The 20,698-nt window shown below is 68.9% G+C and carries 18 protein-coding genes; 11 read left to right on the top strand and 7 right to left on the bottom strand.

All coding sequences use genetic code 11. The features are described 5' to 3' along the window. The first annotated feature begins 605 nt into the window (after positions 1-605). Genes DSX2_RS01210 through DSX2_RS01185 form a run of 6 tightly spaced genes read left to right on the top strand, consistent with a single transcriptional unit; the run spans position 606 to position 6,898 of the window. The gene (locus DSX2_RS01210) at positions 606-1,169 is read left to right on the top strand and encodes a helix-turn-helix domain-containing protein (RefSeq protein WP_020879202.1); all 564 of its coding nucleotides are present in this window, start codon (positions 606-608) and stop codon (positions 1,167-1,169) included. Positions 1,170-1,172: 3 nt separating this feature from the next. Further along, a complete protein-coding gene (locus DSX2_RS01205) occupies positions 1,173-2,828 on the top strand; it encodes an AMP-binding protein (protein ID WP_020879201.1) in 1,656 nt (551 codons plus the stop codon). A gap of 25 nt (positions 2,829-2,853) precedes the next feature. After that, complete coding sequence (locus DSX2_RS01200; protein WP_020879200.1) at positions 2,854-3,405, top strand: helix-turn-helix domain-containing protein; 552 nt, start codon at positions 2,854-2,856, stop codon at positions 3,403-3,405. A 13-nt stretch (positions 3,406-3,418) separates the two neighbouring features. Beyond that, the gene (locus DSX2_RS01195) at positions 3,419-5,059 is read left to right on the top strand and encodes an AMP-binding protein (protein ID WP_035040110.1); all 1,641 of its coding nucleotides are present in this window, start codon (positions 3,419-3,421) and stop codon (positions 5,057-5,059) included. A 25-nt stretch (positions 5,060-5,084) separates the two neighbouring features. Continuing rightward, positions 5,085-5,552: a GNAT family acetyltransferase gene (locus DSX2_RS01190; protein WP_020879198.1), complete on the top strand. Its 468-nt coding sequence runs from the start codon at positions 5,085-5,087 to the stop codon at positions 5,550-5,552. Further along, positions 5,549-6,898 carry an alkyl hydroperoxide reductase gene (locus DSX2_RS01185; RefSeq protein WP_020879197.1) on the top strand — a complete coding sequence of 450 codons (1,350 nt, stop codon included), beginning with the start codon at positions 5,549-5,551 and terminating at the stop codon, positions 6,896-6,898. Before DSX2_RS01190 ends, DSX2_RS01185 begins: the two co-directional genes overlap by 4 nt. A 143-nt stretch (positions 6,899-7,041) precedes the next feature. Here DSX2_RS01185 and DSX2_RS01180 read toward each other — a convergent pair whose 3' ends face one another. The 3 genes from DSX2_RS01180 to DSX2_RS01170 form a co-directional block, all read right to left on the bottom strand. After that, positions 7,042-8,199, bottom strand: a complete 1,158-nt coding sequence (locus tag DSX2_RS01180; RefSeq protein WP_020879196.1) for a response regulator — start codon at positions 8,197-8,199, stop codon at positions 7,042-7,044. Between the two features lie 457 nt (positions 8,200-8,656). Beyond that, complete coding sequence (locus DSX2_RS01175) at positions 8,657-9,403, bottom strand: TSUP family transporter (RefSeq protein WP_020879195.1); 747 nt, start codon at positions 9,401-9,403, stop codon at positions 8,657-8,659. A 1-nt stretch (position 9,404) separates the two neighbouring features. After that, complete coding sequence (locus DSX2_RS01170; RefSeq protein WP_020879194.1) at positions 9,405-9,782, bottom strand: carboxymuconolactone decarboxylase family protein; 378 nt, start codon at positions 9,780-9,782, stop codon at positions 9,405-9,407. A gap of 127 nt (positions 9,783-9,909) precedes the next feature. Between DSX2_RS01170 and DSX2_RS01165 the strand changes: the two genes are divergently transcribed. After that, on the top strand, positions 9,910-10,809 hold the full coding sequence (locus DSX2_RS01165) for a LysR family transcriptional regulator (RefSeq protein ID WP_020879193.1): 900 nt from the start codon (positions 9,910-9,912) through the stop codon (positions 10,807-10,809). A gap of 98 nt (positions 10,810-10,907) precedes the next feature. Here DSX2_RS01165 and sppA read toward each other — a convergent pair whose 3' ends face one another. From sppA to DSX2_RS01145, 4 genes are all read right to left on the bottom strand, one after another. After that, positions 10,908-11,798, bottom strand: a complete 891-nt coding sequence (sppA, locus tag DSX2_RS01160) for a signal peptide peptidase SppA (RefSeq protein ID WP_020879192.1) — start codon at positions 11,796-11,798, stop codon at positions 10,908-10,910. Continuing rightward, a complete protein-coding gene (locus DSX2_RS01155) occupies positions 11,779-13,539 on the bottom strand; it encodes a 30S ribosomal protein S1 (RefSeq protein WP_020879191.1) in 1,761 nt (586 codons plus the stop codon). Before DSX2_RS01155 ends, sppA begins: the two co-directional genes overlap by 20 nt. Before the next feature lie 121 nt (positions 13,540-13,660). After that, positions 13,661-14,986 carry a 30S ribosomal protein S12 methylthiotransferase RimO gene (gene rimO / locus DSX2_RS01150; RefSeq protein WP_020879190.1) on the bottom strand — a complete coding sequence of 442 codons (1,326 nt, stop codon included), beginning with the start codon at positions 14,984-14,986 and terminating at the stop codon, positions 13,661-13,663. 211 nt (positions 14,987-15,197) lie between these two features. Then, on the bottom strand, positions 15,198-15,731 hold the full coding sequence (locus DSX2_RS01145) for a response regulator (protein ID WP_020879189.1): 534 nt from the start codon (positions 15,729-15,731) through the stop codon (positions 15,198-15,200). Positions 15,732-15,871: 140 nt separating this feature from the next. Here DSX2_RS01145 and DSX2_RS18675 point away from each other — a divergent pair, with 140 nt between their 5' ends. The 4 genes from DSX2_RS18675 (at position 15,872) to glmS (ending at position 20,680) form a co-directional block, all read left to right on the top strand. After that, complete coding sequence (locus DSX2_RS18675; RefSeq protein WP_020879188.1) at positions 15,872-16,351, top strand: phage regulatory CII family protein; 480 nt, start codon at positions 15,872-15,874, stop codon at positions 16,349-16,351. 85 nt (positions 16,352-16,436) lie between these two features. Further along, on the top strand, positions 16,437-17,978 hold the full coding sequence (locus tag DSX2_RS01135; RefSeq protein ID WP_020879187.1) for a nitrogen regulation protein NR(II): 1,542 nt from the start codon (positions 16,437-16,439) through the stop codon (positions 17,976-17,978). Positions 17,979-18,178: 200 nt separating this feature from the next. Beyond that, positions 18,179-18,790 (top strand): XTP/dITP diphosphatase, encoded by a 612-nt coding sequence (locus tag DSX2_RS01130; protein ID WP_020879186.1) that lies wholly within the window; start codon positions 18,179-18,181, stop codon positions 18,788-18,790. A 63-nt stretch (positions 18,791-18,853) separates the two neighbouring features. Continuing rightward, a complete protein-coding gene (gene glmS, locus DSX2_RS01125) occupies positions 18,854-20,680 on the top strand; it encodes a glutamine--fructose-6-phosphate transaminase (isomerizing) (protein WP_020879185.1) in 1,827 nt (608 codons plus the stop codon). The last annotated feature ends 18 nt before the right edge of the window (positions 20,681-20,698 follow it).

Below are 20,698 nucleotides of genomic sequence, written 5' to 3'. Positions count from 1 at the left end.
CGCGGGCAGGCTCCGCGCCGTTCGCGCGGGCGCTTCGCGGCGGTCCGGCGGGCCGTTCGGGCACCGCCTTCGGGGCCGTCCCCCTCGTCGCGGCCAAGTCTAGGGCCGGGAAAAGGGGCGGGGCGCGTGGGGGCGCTGCCGGGCGCATGGGGGCGCGTCCGGGGTCTTGACGCGCTTTGCGGCCAAAGGTCCGGGAGAGAGGATGAAGAGGGAATCCGGGGAGTTGCCTGACGAGAAAAGAGTCAATTCTGGCGCACCCGAGGGTGCATATTTTATCGAATTATTTCAATGTGATGTACGTGACGCGTGGCCACCGGTCTGGTGCCGATCAAAAATATATTGTAAAATCAATTTGTTATCGTAAAAACGCTCAAGCCGGGGCCGGTGAAATTTTTTCCGCCGTCCGCCCGATGGCAGCTCGATGCCCGCCCGATGGCCCGTCCGTCGCCCGTCCGATGCAGGTCCTGACCTCGCCGGACCGCCCGGTCCTGTTCATCCCTCTTTCCGCATTTCCCGTGGTCCCGGCGGCTTGGTTTTTGGCGGGCGTTCGTGTACGTTCCCGTAATTTGCCGGACAGAACTTCTTACGGGGACAGGGAGAGTGCTATGGAGCAGTCCAAGCTGGGCATGCGCGTGCGTAATTTTCGTGAAAAGGCAGGCCTCTCCCGCGAGGAGCTGGCCGAAAAGGCCGGGATGGCGGAGAAGTTCATCGCGGCCCTGGAAGAGGAGGACGCCTACACCTCCCTCACTCCCCTCCTGAAGGTCGCGCGCGCCCTGGGCGTCAGGCTCGGCACCTTCCTCGACGACATGAACTCGGTCGATCCCCTGATCGTGCGCGCCGCCGACCGCCATCCCGAGCTGGTCACGCACTCCGGCGCGGGCGGGCGCGAGGCCGTGAAGTTCTATTCCCTGGGCCGGGGCAAGTCCGACCGCCACATGGAGCCCTTCGTGGTCGAGCTCCTGCCCGAGGAGCAGCAGGACCTCTCCTCCCACCAGGGCGAGGAGTTCATCATCGTGGTATCCGGCCGCGTGCAGGTGAAGTACGGCAAGGAGGAGCACGTCCTCGAGCCCGGCGACAGCCTCTATTTCAACTCCATCGTGCCCCACTACATCGGCACGGCAAACGAGCAGCCGGCGACCATCTACGCCGTGCTCTACTTCCCGGAGTAGGCCATGAAGGCGCGTCCCGACGTCCGCGAAATAACGCTGGGGCAGATCCTCGACGAGACCGTGGCCCGGGTGCCGGACAACGAGGCCCTGGTCTACGTGGATCGCGACTTCCGCCTGACGTGGCGCGAGTTCGCGGCCCTGGTGGACCGGCTGGCCAAGGGCATGATGGCGCTGGGCGTGCAGCGCGGCGAGAAGGTGGCCGTGTGGGCCACCAACGTGCCCTACTGGGTGGCGCTGCAGTTCGCCACGGCCAAGATCGGCGCCGTGCTGCTCACGGTGAACACCAACTACAAGAGCGAGGAGCTGCGCTACCTGCTCTCCCAGAGCGAGTGCGAGAACCTCTTCCTCATCGACGGATACCGCGACACCGACTACGTGCGCGTGGTCAACGAGCTGGTGCCCGAGCTGCGCACGAGCGAGCGCGGACGCCTCGATTCCGCCTCCTTTCCGCACCTGCGCCGCGTCTTCTTCATGGGGCCTGAGAAGCACCGCGGCATGTACTCCATGCCCGAGCTGCTCTCCCTGGCCGCCATGACCGGAAAGGACGAGTACCAGGCCCGCCAGGACGAGCTCGATCCCCACGACGTGGTCAACATGCAGTACACCTCGGGCACCACCGGGTTTCCCAAGGGCGTCATGCTGACCCACGTGGGCATCGGAAACAACGGCTACTGGATCGGCGCCAACCAGCTCTTCACGGACAAGGACCGGGTCTGCATCCCGGTGCCGCTCTTCCACTGCTTCGGCTGCGTGCTCGGCGTGCTGGCCTGCGTGAACCACGGCGCGACCATGGTCATCCTCGAGACCTTCAAGCCGCTGGACGTCATGGCCGCCATCGACCAGGAGTCCTGCACCGCGCTCTACGGCGTGCCCACCATGTTCATCGCCGTGCTCGACCACAAGCTCTTCGAGCGCTTCGACTACTCCTCCCTGCGCACGGGCATCATGGCCGGTTCGCCCTGCCCGGTGCCGATCATGAAGAAGGTCATGGAGCTCATGAACATGCGCGAGATCACCATCTGCTACGGGCTCACCGAGTCCTCGCCGGTGATGACCCAGACGCGCACCAACGACTCCATCGCCAAGCGCACCGAGACCGTGGGCAAGGCCATGCCCGCCGTGGAAGTCAAGGTCGTGGACCCCGAGACCGGCAAGGAGTGCGCTCCGGGCGAGCAGGGCGAGGTCTGCTGCCGCGGCTACAACGTCATGAAGGGCTACTACAACCAGCCCGAGGCCACGGCCGAGGCCATCGAGCCGGACGGCTGGCTGCATTCCGGCGACCTCGGCACCATGGACGAGGACGGCTACCTGGCCATCACCGGGCGCCTGAAGGACATGATCATCCGCGGCGGCGAGAACATCTACCCGCGCGAGGTGGAGGAATACCTCTACACCGTGCCGGGCGTGGCCGACGTGCAGGTCGTGGGCGTGCCCTCGAGCAAGTACGGCGAGGAGGTCGCGGCCTTCATCATCCCCAGGCCCGGCGTGGACCTCGCGCCCGAGGACGTGCGCGACGCCTGCCGCGGCAAGATCGCCTGGCACAAGATCCCCAAGTTCGTGGCCTGCGTGGACAACTATCCCATGACCGCCAGCGGGAAGGTGCAGAAGTACAAGCTGCGCGAGCAGGCCGCCGAGCTCTTCCCCGAGGCCATGAAGTAAGGAACCGCACAAGGAGCTGTCTTCGATGGACGACGTCTACAAGGAGATATCCCCGCGCCTGAAGGCCCTGCGCGACGCCGTGGGCATGAGCGTGGAGGAGCTGGCGGAGAAGACCGGGACGAGCGTGGCCGACGTGGCCCGCTACGAGACCGGGGAGCACGAGATTCCCGTGAGCTTCCTCTTCGCCGCGGCCAAGGCCTGCGGGGTGGACACCACGGTGCTCATCTCGGGCGGCGATCCCCACCTGCGCTCCTACACCGTGGTGCGGAAGGGCGAGGGGCTGTCCGTGGACCGCCGCAAGACCTACGACTACAAATCCCTGGCCTACCGCTTCGCGGGCCGGAAGATGGAGCCCTTCCTGGTCACCGTCCCGCCCAAGGACGTGAAGGCCCTGGACTTCAACTCCCACTCCGGACAGGAGTTCATCTACGTGGTCGAAGGCCGCCTGGAGATCCACATGGGAGACACGCCCGTGGCCCTCGAGCCCGGCGACGGCATGTACTTCGACTCGCACACCCCGCACGCCCTGCGCGGACTGGACGGCAAGCCCGCCAAGTTCGTCGACGTCATCATCTAGGGAGTCCGCCGTGATCGAACGCCTCAACCCGTCCTCCTACGAGGAATTCCGCGAGCAGTTCCGCCTGCCCGTGCCCGACGACTACAACTTCGCCACGGACTTCCTGGACGAGATGGCCCGCATCGAGCCCGAGAAGCTGGCCATGGTCCACGTGGACGACGCGGGAAACCGCCGCGAGTTCGACTTCGGCTTCTTCGCGGACGAGTCCAGGCGCCTGGCCTCGGCGCTCGCCGCCAAGGGCCTCGCCAAGGGCGACCGGGTCATGCTCATCCTCTACCGCCGCGTGGAGTGGTGGGTGGCCATGCTGGCCCTGCACCGCCTGGGCGCGGTGGCCGTGCCCTCGCCCTCGCTGCTGACCAGGAAGGACATCGAGTTCCGCATCAACTACGCCAAGATCAAGGGCTGCATCGTGGAGAACACGGTGGCCGACCGCGTGGAGGCCGTGCGCTCCGCCTGCCCGAGCCTCGCCTGCCTGGTGCAGGTGGAGGGCAGCGCGCCCGCGGGCTGGTCCGACTACACGGCCATGTGCGCCTCGGCCTCGCCCGAGTTCGTGCCGCCCGTGCCGGTGGGCGGCTCGGATCCGCTGCTCGTCTTCTTCACCTCCGGCACCACCGGCATGCCCAAGATGGTGGAGCACACCCACACCTATCCCCTGGGCCACTTCACCACCGGCGTGTACTGGCACAACCTGGGCGAGACCGACCTGCACCTGACGCTGGCCGACACCGGCTGGGGCAAGGCCGTGTGGGGCAAGTTCTACGGCCAGTGGATGGCCGGTGCCGCGGTCTTCACCTGGGACTTCCGCGGCAAGTTCGATCCCGCCCGCCTGCTCGAGCTCCTGGCCGAGCACGAGGTGACCTCGTTCTGCGCGCCGCCCACGGTCTACCGCTTCCTGGTGCGCCAGGACCTGAAGAAATACGACCTTTCGGCCCTGCGCCACTGCACCACCGCGGGCGAGCTCCTGAACGACTCGGTCTTCCACGCCTGGAAGGAGGCCACGGGGCTCGCCATCTACGAGGGCTACGGCCAGACCGAGACCGTGCTGCAGCTGGCCACCCTGCCGTTCATGACCCCCAAGCCGGGCAGCATCGGCAAGCCCGCGCCCGGCTGGGAGATCGCCCTCCTGGACGAGGACGGCAAGCCCTGCCCCCCGGGCGTGGAAGGCGAGATCTGCGTGCGCGTCGACAAGGGCAGGCCCACGGGACTGTTCACCGGCTACCTCGACGAGCCGGGCAAGACCTTCAAGGTCATGGACGACCGCTTCTACCACACCGGCGACAAGGCCTGGGTGGACGAGGACGGCTACTACTGGTTCCTCGGCCGCACCGACGACCTCATCAAGTCCTCGGGCTACCGCATCGGGCCCTTCGAGGTCGAATCCGCCCTGGTCAGCCACCCCGCCGTGGTCGAGGCCGCCGTGACCGGCGTGCCCGACGCCGAGCGCGGCCAGGCGGTCAAGGCGAGCCTCGTCCTGGCCCCGGGCTTCGAGCCGTCCGACGCCCTGACCAAGGAGCTGCAGAATCACGTCAAGTCGATCACCGCGCCCTACAAGTACCCGCGCGTGGTCGAGTACGTGGCCGAGCTGCCCAAGACCATCTCCGGCAAGATCAAGCGCGCCGAGATCCGCGAGCGCGACGAGGGCAAGGGCGCCTAGGCGCCCGCCCCTTCCGCCTCCGGACATGACGAGCGCTCCCGAGGACGCCGTGCGCGTCAGGCCCTACGATTCCGGGGACGAGGAGGCCGTGGTCGCCCTGTGGGGCGAGTGCGGCCTCCTCGTCCCGCACAACGACCCCCGCCGCGACATCGCCCTCAAGCTCGCCTTCCAGCCCGAGCTCTTCTTCGTGGCCGAGGCGGAGGACGGGAACGGGCGTACCCGCGTGGTGGCCACCTGCATGGCGGGCTACGAGGGGCACCGGGGCTGGCTCAACTATCTGGCCGTGGACCCCGCCCTGCGGGGCCGGGGCATCGGCCGGGCCGTGGTGGCCCATGCCGAGGCGGCCCTGCGCGCCCTCGGCTGCCCGAAGATCAACCTTCTGGTGCGGCGCTCCAACGAGCAGGTCGTGGGATTCTACGAACGCCTCGGCTTCGAGGTCGCGGACCTCGTCTTTCTGGGCAAGCCGCTGCGCGGGCAGGGGGAGAGGAAATGAACGAGGCCCTGCGCTCGGCCTGGGACGAGGCCGTCTGGTACAATTTTTCCGGCCGCCCGCCATCCGGGGACGACCTTGCCGGGCGCGCCGTGGCCGTGCTGGCCTTCGCCTTCGATCCCGCCGGGCTCCTCGCCTGGCGCATGCTGAACGACCTGGCCGACTGCCTGGGGCCGGGCCTCGTGCCCGTGGGCCTTCTGGTGCCGCGCCTGCCCGAGGAGGCGGAACGCGAGCACGTGCGCAAGTCGCTGCGCCGTTTCGCCGTGCCCTGGCCCGTGGCCGACGACTCCTCGGGGCGCCTGCGCGAGGCCGTGGGCGGCCTTGGGCGCGGCGAGCTGCTGCTCTTCGGCCCCTCCTCTGCGGGCGAGGCGCGCGGCCTCTCCTGGCGCGGCCCCATGCCCGACCGCCTGGCCCTGGCCGAGCTCTTCAAGCCCTGGCTCGCGGGCGGCCTCCTGCACCGGTCCCCTTTCCCCCTCGCGCCCGAGGAAGAGCTGCGCCACGACGACGTCCTGCACTTCCCCGAGGCCGTGGAGGCGCGCGGCGGCCGCGTCTTCGTCGCCGACACCGGCGCGCACCGCGTCATCGCCGCGCGGATCCCGGGCGAGGAGCCCCTCGCCGAGGTCGAATGGGTCGCGGGCGGACAGCGCGGCCTGGCGGACGGCCTCCTGGCCGAGGCCCGCTTCGACTCCCCGCGCGGCCTCTCCCTCTCGCCCGCGGGCGACGTGCTCTACGTGGCCGATACCCTGAACCACGCCGTGCGTGCCGTGGACCCGGCCGAAGGGAGCGTGCGCACCGTGGCCGCGGGGCTGCGCCTGCCCTGGGACGTGGCCGTGTGCGGCACCGTCCTGTGCGCCGCCCTGCCGCTCGAGGACCGCATCGTGCGCATCGACCCCGCAACGGGCAGGCACGAGACCCTGGTCGAGACCGGGGAGCCCCTGGCCCTGGCCTGCGACGGGACCAGGCTGTGGTGGATCGGAGCGGACGGGGGGCTCGGCTGGTGCGAGCCCATGGGCGGAGCAACGGACATGGCCGTGGGCAGGCCCGCCATGCAGCGGCCCGTGCGCGGCCCCGGCGGGCTGGCCTTCCTGGCGCAGGAGGGCGTGCTGTGCGCCTGCGAGGTCGCGGCCAACGCCCTGCGCCGCCTGGACGTCGCCTCCGGAGGCGTGCTGCCCCTCGCGGGCAAGGGGAGGGGCTACGTGGACGGTTCGCGGCCCCGCTTCTTCTCGCCCCTGGGCCTCGCGGGCATGGGCCGGACGATTTTCGTGGCCGACTGCTTCAACCACGCCCTGCGCGCGGCCAATACCGGGGGCCAGGCGGGCACTCTCACCCTCTTCTCATCAGGCCGCTGAAACGGCCTCATCTGCGGCGTCGCTGCAAAAAGTTCAAGCCCTCGCGTAGGTGAACTACGCGTCGGGCCTGAACTTTTTTGGCTCCTTGCATCTGAGGCCGTTTGAGCGGCCTGAGAGGAGGGAGGGCGGGGCGGGGGGGGAGCCTACGCAGCCCGTTCGGGTGCGGGGCGGAAGTGGGCCATGACGCGCTTGACCGGCTCCACCACCAGCCTGAGCCAGGAGTGGAGGTTGACCTCCACCACGGCGGGCGGCGGCACGGTGGCGGGCAGCGAGCAGGTCAGCTCGGCCACGTCCCCGACGTCCGGAATGAAATTCTTCGCCTCGGCCAGAACGGCCTCGGCCCTGTCCTCCTGTCCCAGGATGCAGTACGCCCGCGCGAGGCAGGTGACCACCGGACGGCTGTCCGGCGTGAGCCGCGCGGCCTTGCGCCAGGCCAGCACCGCCTCGGGCTGGTCCTCGCGCTCCCAGAGCAGCTTGCCGAGCTCGTAGTAGGGGTTGGCGATGCGGCCGCCCTGTTTCAGCACCTCGCTGAGCAGCGAGCGCACGTCCAGGAACCTGTCCTGTTCGGCCAGGCAGCGCGCCGCCTTGTCCATGTACTCGGTATATTTGTCCCGCCGCCCCTTGCCGAGCCATGCCCTGCCGAGCCCCTCGTAGGCCTCGGCCGAGGCCGCGTTGATTCCCAGCGCCTTGTGAAAGGCCGCGATGGCCGAGTTGTACCGCCCCGCGACGAGGTGTCCCATGCCGGACTCGAGCGCCGCGCGCGCGAGGCTCGCCGGGGTGGCGGCCCGGGCCGCGGCCCCGGCGTCCAGCGGCACCAGGGCGCCTTCGGCTCCCTCCCTGACCGCGCGGCGCGAAGCCGCGGCAGCCGAGCGCATGGCCCTCGCCCGGGCCAGGAGCATGGCCGAGACGTCCGGCGTGCGCGCGTTGCGCACCGCGAGCCGCATCTGCCGCGCAAGGGCCTCCTGCGAGTAGGGCCGGACCACGTAACCGTGGCAGCCCGCGCCGATGGCGTCCAGGATGTCGAGGCGGGAGGACTCGCGTGCCGCCATGACCACGGGCACGCCCGCGAAGCGCGGGTCCGAGCGCAGCAGGCGCACCAGCTCCACGCCCGACATGTCCGCCAGGCGGCTGTCGCACAGCACGAGATCCGCGCCGTGCTTGGCCAGATGCGCCAGCACCGCCTCGCCGCTGTCCAGCGAGACCACTTGCGTGGCGCCCGCGCGCGCGGCCATGTGCCGGTCTGTGCGGCCGTGTCCCTCGTGGCCCGTGCCGATGAGTACCGTCCCGATCCTGCGTGCCATGTGCTCACTCCTTGGCGGCAAAAAACTCCTCCACGCGTCATGGATAGCAGGATCAGTGCCAGGAGCGAGGTTCGCGTCGCGCGGGCCGGTCCGGGGAAGGAGGCGTTCCCGTGGTTTCCGCGCTCTTTCGGCCCCTGCCGTGTGCGGGAGCGGCCGCCGAGAACGTCTTCGCGAACCCGGGCTACCCCGGGCCAACCCGGTGCGAATCGTTCGGGAAACGACGGAAGACAAGTCGGTTCGGGCGTTTCAGGGCGAGGGGACGGGGCCTTGGATGCAAGGGCGAGGCCCTTCCCATCCATCCACCATTCTTTACTTTCCCTCACCAGGGAAGTCCCTTTGCGACAAAAAAAGACCCGGTCCGTACGCCGGACGCGGGTGCGAGTCCGCGCCCGGCGGCGTGATGCGGCGCAATCTTGTCGTGAAGAGGAGGGCGGGCGCGCCGTCTGCGCGGCCCCGCTCAGCGCGCGAGGAGTCCGGCCCCGGCCTGGCAGAGGAGCAGCGCGCCCATGGCGCCGACGAGCAGGAGGACGATGCGGCGGAAGGTCTGGTCGTCGAGCTTGCCGCAGCAGAATTCGCCCGCCCACAGCCCGCCGAGGAGCGGCGCCAGGGCGGCCGCGTAGAGGCCGAGGACCGGCCGCGTGACGAGGCCCGAGAGGGCCTGGGTGCCCACGATGCCGATGCCCGCCAGGAGGAAGTACGTGGTCAGCGTGGCCTTCAGCGCCTCGCGCGGCCAGGGCTGGCGCGCGGTCCAGGCGATCACCGGCGGGCCGTTGACCCCGATGCACATGCCGAGGCACCCGGAGACGAACCCGGCCGCCGCGGCCCAGCCCGTGCCCGCAGGCGTCGCGGGCAGCCCCGTGCGCAGGGACTGTCCGGCCAGGAGCAGCAGCGCGGCGCCGAGCAGGCTCTTCAGCAGCGCCTCGGGCAGGTGGCCGATGAGCGCGGCGCCGAGCGCCATGCCCGGCAGGGCCGCGGCGAGCAGCAGGAGGAGCGCCGGACGGCGCACGTGGCTGCGGTGCCGGGTGGCCAGGAAGACGTTCAGGGTCAGGGCCATGAGACAGCCGAGGGGCACGGCTGCGCGCATGCCGAAGACCATGCCGAGCAGCGGCAGGGCCACCAGCGTTGAGCCGAACCCGCCGAACCCCTGGGTGAAGCCCGCGAGCCCCGAGGCCAGCCCGAGCGTCAGGACGCCTGCGGCAGTCACCTCAGCCTTCCCCCCGCGGGGCGTCCCGCTCGAATATCCCGGGGCCGAAGACCTCGGCCATGACCTCCAGCGCGAAACGCGCCGAAACCGTGGCCGGTCCCCCGCCCATCTCGATGCCCACCTCCACGGCCTCGAGCACCTGGCGGGCGTCCGCCCCAGCGGCAGCGGCCTGCTCCACGTGCCACTGCATGCAGGAGCGGCAGTCCAGGACCACGGAGATGCCCACGGCGATCAGTTCCTTGCTCATCTTCGCGAGCGCGCCGTCGGAGTAGGTCGCCTTTTCCATCTGCAGAAAGGCCGCATAGACCGGGGAGCGCATGTCGAGCAGGCGCTTGTGGGCCCTCTTCCTCTGTCGGGTCAGTTCAGCAGTCGCGGACATGATGTCTCTCCATTCGGTTGTCCCGAACGTTGCGGGATCGTGAAAGACTCTTTATTCGTGGGTTATGCGCTGCCGGATGTGAAGGCAAACGATAATATTTGAACGGTGAGTTCAAGGAATCCGAACGATGCTCGACATCCACCTCCTGAAGACCTTCCTGGCCGTGGCCGCCGGGCTCTCGTTCCGCAAGGCGGCCGCCGAGCTCAACTGCGCCCCCTCCACCGTGACCGGCCAGATCAAGGCCCTGGAGGAGGCGGCCGGTGCGCCCCTGTTCGTCCGCTCCGGCCGCCGCGTGGAGCTCACGGACCACGGCCGCAGGCTGCTCGGCCACGCGCGGCGCATCGTGGACCTGGAAGGCGAGGCGAGGCGGATGCTGGCCGGGGGCGATACCACGGATCTGGAACTCTCCGTGCGCATCTCCGAGAGCCTGGGCAGCCGCTTCCTGCCCGGGCTGCTGGCCGGATTCAGGGAACGCTTCCCGCGCACGCGCCTCTCCTTCGCCACCCATTCCCGCCACGGCCTGACGCGCGACCTGTGCTACGGGATCACGGACCTGGCCCTGATCCTCAGCGAACCCTTCGCCGCGTCCGGCGTGCACATGCGGATGCTCTGCCGCCTGCCGCTGTCCGTGGTGGTCCCGCCCGGATCGTTCCCGGCCGGGCTGTCCGAAGTCGGACCGCAGGACCTCGCGGGGGTGCAGCTCATCCTCACGCCCAAGGTCTGGAGCGCGCGCGGCACCATCGAGCAGGCCCTGAGCGAGGAGGGCGTGGAGCCGCTCTCCGTGGTGGAGTGCGGCAGCATGGAGATCGTCAAGGGCTGCGTCATGGCCGGGCAGGGCGTGGCCGTGCTCCCGGACTTCACCGTGGAACGCGAGGTGGCCGAGGGGCGCCTCGCGCGCCTGCCGTGGGCGCACGGACCGCTGTCCGTGCCGCTGCTCCTGGCGCGCAGCGCCGAGCGCCCGCTCACCGCTGCGGCCAAGGCCTTCGCCGAGGCGGCGACGGCGCTCTTCGGGGAGGTGGAGGGGTAGGGCGGCCCGCACGAACGCAAAAGAAGCGGGCCGGGATTTTGCAAGGGAATCCCGGCCCGCTTCATCATATATGGCAGGCCCGGTGGGGCCGGATCGGTCTATTGCAGGAGCAGCTTGCCGCTCACGTCCGTGACGAGCTCGGAGAGGAGCTCGCGCAAAAAGCCCGCGCGCTCCTTCTGCGGCCCTTCGAGCATGGGCACCTGCTGGCCGGTGAGGCCGGTGCGCGCCTTGAGCAGGTCCACGGCGTCGTCCAGGCCGCCCAGGCTGTCCACGAGGCCGTTGGCCAGGGCCTGCTGGCCGGTGAAGGCCTGCCCCTGGGCCAGGGCCTCGACCTTCTCGCGCGGCAGCTTGCGGGCCTCGGCCACGTCGTTCACGAACTGCTGGTGGATGTTCAGGACCAGGGCCTGGAGGTAGTCGCGCTGCTCGTCGGTCAGGGGCTCGAAGGGAGAGCCCGCGCCCTTGTACTTGCCGCTGACGATGAGCTCGTGCTTGATGCCGAGCTTCTCCATGAGCCCGACGACGTTGCCGGTCTCGAAGAGCACGCCGATGCTGCCCGTGAGGGTGCCGGGGTTGGCCACGATGGTCGGCGCGCCGCAGGCCACGTAGTAGCCGCCGCTGGCGGCCACGGCGGCCATGGAGGCGATCACCGGCTTGACCTTGGCCAGCTTCTGCACGGCGTGGAAGATTTCCTGGCTCGGGGCCACCACGCCGCCGGGCGAGTCGATGCGGATGATGACGCCCTTGATGGTGTCGTCGCGCTTGATGGTGTCGATGAACTCCGTGATCTTCTCGGAGTCCGAGATGAGTCCGTCTATGCGCACCATGGCGAAGCGCTGCGCGGGCGGCAGGAGCGCCTTGCCGCCGATGTAATGACGAAAGGCGGCCATGGCCCCCGTAAGGAGGACCACGGCCGCCAGAATCATCGTGAAGCCGAAGAGGAACGGATGCCTCTGGCTGAAGCTCGGCTTGTTACTCTTGCTCTCCGTCATCGCTACCGGCGTTGTTGGCCGCCTCCATCTGCTGCTGCATCACGTCGCCAAGGGTGAAGCCGGACTCGGAACCGGAACGGAACTCCTTCATCCGCTTGCGCTCTTCCTCTTCCTTGAGCTGCTTGATGGACAGGCCCAGACGGCGCTCGTCGGCGCTGACGTGGATGACCTTGGCCTGGATGGAGACGCCTTCCTTGAACAGCTCGGAGGGGTCCTTGACCTTCTTGGAGCTGATCTCGGAGACGTGCACCAGGCCCTCGATGCCCTCCTCGACCTCGACGAAGAGGCCGAAGTCCGTGATGTTGGTCACGGTGCCGTTCAGCACGGTGCCGACGGGGTACTTGGCGGGCACCTGATTCCAGGGATCGTCGGAGAGCTGCTTGATGCCCAGGGTGAACTTCTCGTTCTCCTTGTCCACGGTCAGGACCTTGGCCTGGACGATGTCGCCGACCTTGTACATCTCGCCGGGGTGGCGGACCTTCTTGGTCCAGGAGATGTCGGAGACGTGGATCAGGCCGTCGATGCCGTCCTCGATGCCGATGAACAGGCCGAACTCAGTGATGTTCTTGATGGCGCCCTCGAGGATGGTGCCCTCGGGGTACTTCTCGGCGACGATGTCCCAGGGGTTGGGCTTGACCTGCTTCATGCCGAGCGAGATGCGCTTCTTGTCCGGATCGACGCCGAGGATGACCACCTCGACCTCCTCGCCGGCGGAGACCATCTGCGAGGGATGACGCAGCTTGCGGGTCCAGGACATCTCGGAGATGTGCACCAGGCCCTCGACGCCGGGCTCGAGCTCGACGAAGGCGCCGTAGTCGACCAGGTTGGTGACCTTGCCCTTGAAGCGCTCGTTCTCGGGGTACTTGGCGGCGATGTTCTCCCAGGGATCGGGCACGAGCTGCTTGAGGCCCAGGGAGACCTTGTTGGTCTCGCGGTCGAAGGACAGGACCTTCAGCTCCAGCTCCTGGCCCAGGGAGACCATCTCCTTGGGATGGCGGATGCGCTTCCAGGACATGTCCGTGATGTGCAGCAGGCCGTCCAGCCCGCCGAGGTCCACGAACACACCGTACTCGGTGATGTTCTTGACCTTGCCGGTGACCACCTGGCCCTCGGCCAGGGTGGACAGCAGCTCCTTGCGCAGTTCCTCGCGCTGCTCCTCGAGGAGCACGCGGCGGGAGACGATGACGTTGGAGCGGCGGCGGTTGATCTTCAGGACGCGGAACTCGAACTCCTGGCCGACAAGGGCGTCCATGTCGGGCACGGGGCGCAGGTCCACGTGGGAGCCGGGGAGGAAGGCCTCCACGCCGTCGAGGTCGACGGTGTAGCCGCCCTTCACGCGGCGCACGATGCGGCCGGTGATGGTCTTGTCGCCTTCCTGGATGTCCTCCAGCTTATCGAAAAGCTTCATCCGCTTCGCGCGTTCGCGCGACAGGGTGATGGTGCCTTCGGATTCATTCTTGTTGACCACGAAGACGTCGATGCGGTCGCCGACCTTGACGGTCAGGTTGCCTTCGGCGTCCGTGAATTCGGCAATGGGCAGCTGGCCCTCGGACTTGAAGTTGACGTCCACGAGGACGTGTTCCTTGCCGATGCGCACGACCTCGCCGGGGACGATGGTTCCTTCATCCAGTTCGCCGAAATCGGCGTTGAGATAGTCTTCGAGCGCGGACTCGAAATTGACGTCGTCCATGTCCATAGGGGTCTGTGCCTTTGCGTGGTCGTTTTGTTCTGCTACGTTCATAGGTACTCCTTCCTCCAGGCTCCTCAGCCGAAAATTTTTCCAGGGCCTAGCACAGGGAAACGGGGTTGGCAACCTGAAAAACTCCCGCGAATCCTAGATTCTGCGGATATTGTGCTTTTTTTCACTCCGATATGGCGACAAGATCATAATCATGTGCCTCATGTATCAAGGCCCGGACCACGCGGCCTTCGGCCACGTCGGGCCCGCTCACGTAGGTCACGCCGTCCACCTCGGGGGCCTGGAACCAGGTGCGTCCGAGGAAAAGTCCGGGCCATTCCGGGGAGGCTTCGTCGACCACCACGTCAAGATACTGACCCTCGTACGCCGCGAGGATCCCGGCGCTGATCTTCCGCTGCGCCTCCATGACCCGGCCGCGGCGTTCCTCGCGCTCCTCCATGGCCACCTGGTCCGGCATGCCTGCTGCGGGCGTGCCGTCCTCGGCCTGGTAGGCGAAGACGCCGAGCGAGTGGAAGCGCACGTCGGCCACGAAGTCCAGGAGCGTCTTTACGTGCTCCTCGGTCTCGCCCGGGAAGCCGACGATGAGGCTCGTGCGCAGCGCGGCCTCGGGGAAGCGGGCGCGCACGCGGTCCACCACGCGGCGCGGGTCCGTGGCGAAGGGCCTGCCCATGCGCGAGAGTATCTCCGGGTGGGCGTGCTGCAGCGGGATGTCGAAGGAGGGCACGAGAGGGCCGCCCACGTCCGCGAGCCGCGCGAGCAGCTCGTCCGTGAGCCCGGCCGGGTAGAGGTACATGAGGCGCAGGCGCGAAAGCCCCTCCAGGCGGGCCAGCCCCTCCACCAGCTCGGCCAGCCGCTCGGGGCCCGCCGTGTCGCGTCCCCAGGCCGTCAGGTCCTGGGCCACCAGGACCAGCTCGGGCACGCCCTGGCCGCCTTCCTCGCGCGGCGCCACGAGGGCCCGCGCCTCGTCCAGGAGGACGGGCAGCGGTGCGCTGGCGAGCTGCCCTCGGATCTGGGGGATGGTGCAGAAGGTGCAGGCATGGCCGCAGCCCTCGGCTATCTTCAGATAGGCGTAGCCCGCGGGCGTGGTCGCGCGGCGCGGCGCCGCGTCCGGGGCGCGCTCCTCGCCCAGCGCCGCGAGCACCAGGCCGGGCCAGGCGGCCATGTCGGCCAAGGGCAGCCAGAGGTCCACCTCGGGCAGCTCGGCCGCGAGCTGCTCGCGGCCGTAGCGCGAGACCAGGCAGCCCGCCGCTGCCAGCAGCGGCCGCTGCCGCCCCCTGGCCTTGGCCGCTCCGGCCGCGAGGTCCAGGACCGTGGTCACCGACTCCTCCACCGCCGGGGCGATGAAGCCGCAGGTGTTGACGAAGATGAGCCGCGCCTTGCGCGGGTCGTCCACGGGGCGCACCGGGCCGAGGGCGGTGAGGAACGCCTCGGTGTCCACCCTGGTCTTGGGGCAGCCCAGGGAGACGACATATACGGGAATGGCCTTCATCCGGCCGCTCCTAGTCCATTTCCGGCCGCCTGGCTAGCCGTGGCGCAAGGCTCCGGCGCGCCGGGCCGTCCGGACCCGCGCGACCGGCAGACATGATATAAAGATTTCGATTGAAAAAAACATGAATTCGATGCGATCGAATCCCAGGAGTGTTTTCCTGTATTGCATTTACCTGTGAAGACGGGGTACGAAGAAGATTCGGGAAGGCCGATCAGCCCCGCACCCACAGGGGGCGGTCGGCCGGGAGGAGCGCCGCATAGCCCGGAGATCCGGCCTGCTGCGGATCGGGGGGGGTGATGCAGCAGCCGTCGGACATGTGGTGCGGAGAGAGGGGGCAGACGAAGTGTTTCCAGCAGCGCCTGAGCAGCCGGAGGCCCACGGGCTTGGCGAGCACGGCGTCCACCATGTCGGCGGACGCCGCGGCCGGAACCACGTGGTGCGCCGAAAGGGCGCTGACGAGCATGATGCGGGGGCTTTTCTCCCGTTCCCTGAGCCGGTCGAGGACGTCCCCCGCGGTTCCGTCGGGCAGGGACCAGTCGAGCAGGGCGTAGGCCACGCCCGGGCCGCTTCTTTCGCTTTCGATGATCTCGAGCGCCTTGCGCACGCTGGAGGCGAAGAGCAGCTCGAAGCAGCGCCGTCCCATGGGCGCCAGGGCCTTGCGGTAGAAAAGCTGCATGACCGGCTGGTCCTCGACCACGAGAACGCTCACCGGCGTGTTTCGGGAAACGGCTGGGGCTGTGTCCATGTCTTCTCTCGGCGCCGCTCCCGGGCGGGGCTCGGGTGCCCTGCCGGGTGTCCGGCTGGTGTCCCCGGAGGCGGGCCCGGGTGGCAGCCAGTGCTACTAGATAAAACTGAATGATCAGTCAATGACAGTGGAGGGGGATGATGCGCCAGGCAGAAGTGAATCATGAATTCGACTATCCGCGATTGCGTGCCCTGATCGCCGCCATGGTCAGGGGCAACCCGCGCCGCACGCCCAAGGAGCTCGCCGCCATGCTCGGCAAGAGCTACAGCACCCTGTGCCGGGAGATAAACCCGCACGACAGCGGGGCCAAGCTGGGCCTCGAGGACTTCGTGCGCCTGACGCAGATCACGCGCGATTACGCGCCCATGCGCTTCGTCGCCGTGGAGAGCGGGTTCCTCTCCGTGCGCCACGCCGGGACGGAGGCCACGGGCCGCGGGCTGTCCGGCGATCCCCTGGCCATGGAGGTGGCGCGGCAGTTCTTCCAGACCATGGAGCGCTATCTGGAGATGCAGGCCGGAGGCGGCCGGGGCGAGGTCCGCTCGGCCTTCCTCAGGACCTTCGAGGAGTTCTGCCACCTCGCCCTGCACTGGAAGCAGGGCATCGAGGAGTCGCGTCGCTGAGACCGTGGCCGGGCCGTCTTGCCTTGGACCTGCCGTCGCGCTACAAAAAAGGTCATATCGGGGTCCGGCAACCAGCGAGGACGGCATGAGCGAACAGGTCGAAGGCGGGACCGGGTGTGTGCACACCGTGGCCGTGGCCGGGAGCGGCCCGGAGTTCGAGAAGCTTCTGCGCCTGCTGCGCAACGGGATCGGCTTCGACATGGCGGCCGAGCTGCGCCTCGTGGCCGCCGTGCCCGAGAGCGGCGCGGACTCCCTGGCGAGCAACCTGCCCGGGCTGCCCCTGCTCTCCTCGGTGGGCGACCTGGCCGCCACCTTTCCCGACCTCGACGTGCTCTTCGTGCTGGGCAACACCTCGCTCAGCGAGCTGGCCCGCGCCCTGGTGCCCTCCCACACCCTGGTCTTCGGCCTGGCCGAGACGCTCTTCTTCCTGACCCTCTTCGACCCCGAGCGGCTGTGCATCTCCTGCCGCCTGGACCTGACCCGCACCCGTTCCCTCTTCGAGGCGGTCATGGACGAGGTGCGCGAGGACTTGATCCTCATGGATGCGGACGGCCGCATCGTGGACGTCAACAAGCACGTCTGGGAGCGGCGCGGCACCCGGCGCGAGGACTACGTCGGCAGGCTGCCCTGGGAGGCCTTCTCCGGCCACGACCGCCTCTGCGCGGGGCCCGAGGACGACTGCCCGGCCTTGCGCACCCTGCGTTCGGGCAAGAAGGCCGAGACCATGCACACCTACGTGGACGGTGAAGGGCGGCTGCACTACTTCCGCGTGGCCACCTACCCCATCCAGGACGTCCAGGGCCGCCTGACCCACGTGGCCGAGATGCGCCGCGACGTGACCGAGCGCACGCGCATGGAGCAGCGGCTGCAGCAGTCCGAGCGGCTGGCCAGCATCGGCGAGCTCTCCACCTACCTGGCCCACGAGATCAGGAACCCGCTCTTCGCCATCTCCGGCTTCGCCAACTCGCTCATGCGCAACGAGAGCCTGGACGAGACCTCGCGCGAGAAGGCGGGCATCATCCTGCAGGAGTCCAAACGGCTGGACGGCATCCTGAAGAGCATCCTCAACTTCGCGCGGCCCACCGAGGGCGCGGCCGGGCGGGCAGACGTCAACGAGGTGGCCCGCCAGACCATGGAGGTCATGACGCTCGACTGCGAGAAGCTCGGCATCACGGCGCGCCTCGATCTCTCCGAGGGGCTGCCCCTGGCCAAGGGCGACCCGGAGCTGCTCAAGCAGTCGCTCATCAACCTGGTGAAGAACGCCAAGGAGGCCATGCCCGAGGGCGGCGACCTGGTCATCCGCAGCGGGCTCAAGCGCGGCCGGGTCACGCTCGCCGTCGCCGACACGGGCGTGGGCATCCCCAAGGACAACCTGGTCAAGGTCTTCAACCCCTTCTTCTCCACCAAGGACAAGGGCGCGGGGCTCGGGCTGGCCATGATCAAGAAGATCATCGACGACCTCGGCGGCGACGTGGCCATCGAGAGCCTGGAGGGCAAGGGAACAACCGTCACCCTGGCCCTGCCGCCGCTGCTCGGCGGCGAGGACGGGCCCGGCCTGGCCTCGGCCGTGGCCGGGAGCGTGGCGCCGGGATTTTCTCCCGGCGGCGGCCTGGGTGGCGGGGCCTGAGGAAGGCGCCGCCGTGCGCCGCCGGTATGTCGCCGGTACGTCGCCCATGCGTCGCGGCCTGCCCGCGGTTGTGGGGGGCGCTGTTGCCCGGCGCGCGGTTTGCGCGTAGATTGCCCATCCGTCGCGCCCTTCCCGGCCGCCCATCCCGGGCCCGGCCGCAGGGGGCGCCGCCTCCGAAACAGCTCTCCGAAGGAATTTCCGTGACCCCATCAACCATCGTCCTGGCCACGCGCAACAAGGGCAAGATCGCCGAACTCGCGGCCCTGCTCGAGGGGCTTTCCGTCGCGGTCAAGGGCCTGTCCGACTATCCCGAGATCCCCGAGATCCCCGAAGACGGCGCGACCTTCGAGGAGAACGCGCTGATAAAGGCCCGCGCCGTGTGTAAGGCCACCGGCCTGCCCGCCCTGGCGGACGACTCCGGCCTCGCCGTGGACGCGCTTTCCGGCGCGCCCGGCGTGTATTCCGCCCGCTACTCCGGCGAGGGCGCCACGGACGAGAGGAACAACGCGAAGCTCCTCGAGGCCCTGCGCGGCCTGCCCGAAGACGGGCGCGCCTGCCGTTTCGTCTGCTGCATGGCGCTGGTTGCGCCGGACGGGCGCGAGACCACCGTGCGCGGCGAATGGGAAGGCCGCGTGGCCGAGGCGCCGCGCGGCGAGGGCGGCTTCGGCTACGACCCCCTGTTCGTGGACCTCGCCTCCGGCCGCCATGCGGCCGAGCTCACGCGCGAGGAGAAGAACGCGCGCAGCCACCGCGGCAAGGCCCTGCGCGCCCTGCTCGATGTCTGGCCCGCCTTCTGGGGCGCAACAGCTTAAGACCTCAACACGTCACCGCGACAGTCCGAAGGACGGCGGAATGCGACAGACGGAGAACGAGATATGTGCGGCATCATAGGATATTCCGGTCATCGTCCGGCCGTGCCCGTGTGCATGGAAGGGCTGCGCCGCCTCGAATACCGCGGCTACGACTCGGCGGGCGTGGCCTTCCCGAACCGGGGCGGGCTCACGGTGATCAAGGAGCCGGGCAAGCTCGGCATGCTCGAGCAGGCCCTGGAGAAGGCGGGCAACGTGCTCGGCGCCACCTCGGCCCTGGCCCACACCCGCTGGGCCACGCACGGCGTGCCCAACCAGGTGAACGCCCACCCCCACACGGACGCCTCGGGCAAGCTCGCCATGGTCCACAACGGGATCATCGAGAACTTCGCCGAGCTCAAGCAGGAGCTCGCGCACAAGGGCGTGACCTTTCAGACCGAGACCGACACCGAGGTGCTGGTCAAGCTGGTGGGCGAGTACAGGAAGGAGTGCGCCACCATGCGCGAGGCCCTCTCCCGCGCGCTCACCCGCGCCGAGGGCGCCTATGCCGTGGTGCTCGTCTCGGCCGACCACCCGGGCAGGCTCTGGGCCGCGCGCAAGCAGAGCCCCCTCGTGCTCGGCGTGGGCGTGGGCGAGAACTTCCTGGCCTCGGACGTGCCCGCCTTCCTGCCCTACACCCGCGAGGTGGTGTTCATCGACGACGGCGAGATGGTGATCATCGACGCCGACCGCTGGCAGATCCTGGACGTGGCCACGCTGGCGCCCAAAGAGAAGGAAGTGAAGACCATCACCTGGGACGTGCAGTCGGCCCAGAAGGGCGGCTACAAGCACTTCATGCTCAAGGAGATCTTCGAGCAGCCCAAGGTGATCCGCGACTGCCTCGCGGGCCGCATCGGCCAGCGGACGCAGAGCGTGAAGCTGCCCGAGCTGGAGGGCCTGCCCCTGCCCGGACGGCTCGTGATCGTGGCCTGCGGCACGTCGTACTACGCCGGGCTGTGGGGCAAGTACGTCATCGAGAAGCTGGCCCGCGTGCCCGTGGACGTGGCCATCGCCTCGGAGTTCCGCTACGCCGATCCGATCCTGTCAGAGGGCGAGCAGGTGCTCGTGGTCTCGCAGTCCGGCGAGACCGCGGACACCCTGGCGGGGCTGCGCCTGGCCAAGGAGCAGGGCATCCCCGTGATCGGGCTGTGCAACGTGGTGGGCTCGAGCGTGGCGCGCGAGTCCGACCACGTGCTCTACACCCAGGCGGGCCCGGAGATCAGCGTGGCCTCCACCAAGGCCATGTGCTCGCAGATGGTCATGCTCCTGCTCCTGGCGCTGTCCTACGCGGCCAGGAAGGGCGTGCTCGACGAGGAGGAGAGCGGCGCGCTCGTGCGCGGCCTCCAGGAGATGCCGGGCCTGCTCGAGGAGAGCCTGCCCGCCATGCGCGAGAGCGCCAAGGCCCTCGCGCGCATGTACGCGGAGGCGGACAGCTTCCTCTACCTCGGCCGCGGGGCGTGCTACCCCCTGGCGCTGGAAGGCGCGCTGAAGCTCAAGGAGATCAGCTACATCCACGCGGAAGGCTACGCCGCGGGCGAGATGAAGCACGGTCCCATCGCGCTCATCGACCCGCGCTTCCCGACCTTCGCCATCGCGCTCGCGGACGACCTCTTCGGCAAGGTGCGCAGCAACCTCATCGAGGTCAAGGCGCGCGGCGGCAAGATCATCGCCCTGACCAACCCCGGCGTGGAGCTCGAGATCGATCATCCCTGGTTCCTGCCCAAGGTCGCCGGGCCGCTCGGCGCCTTCACCGTGCTCCCGGCGGTGCAGCTCTTCGCCTACGAGATCGCGGACTACCTGGGCAAGGACGTGGACCAGCCGCGCAACCTCGCCAAGAGCGTGACCGTGGAGTAGCCGGGGAAGGAGACGTGG

Source organism: Desulfovibrio sp. X2 (assembly GCF_000422205.1).
In the GTDB taxonomy this organism is placed as follows: Bacteria; Desulfobacterota; Desulfovibrionia; order Desulfovibrionales; family Desulfovibrionaceae; genus Alkalidesulfovibrio.
This window is presented reverse-complemented; position numbering and strand designations above follow the sequence as displayed.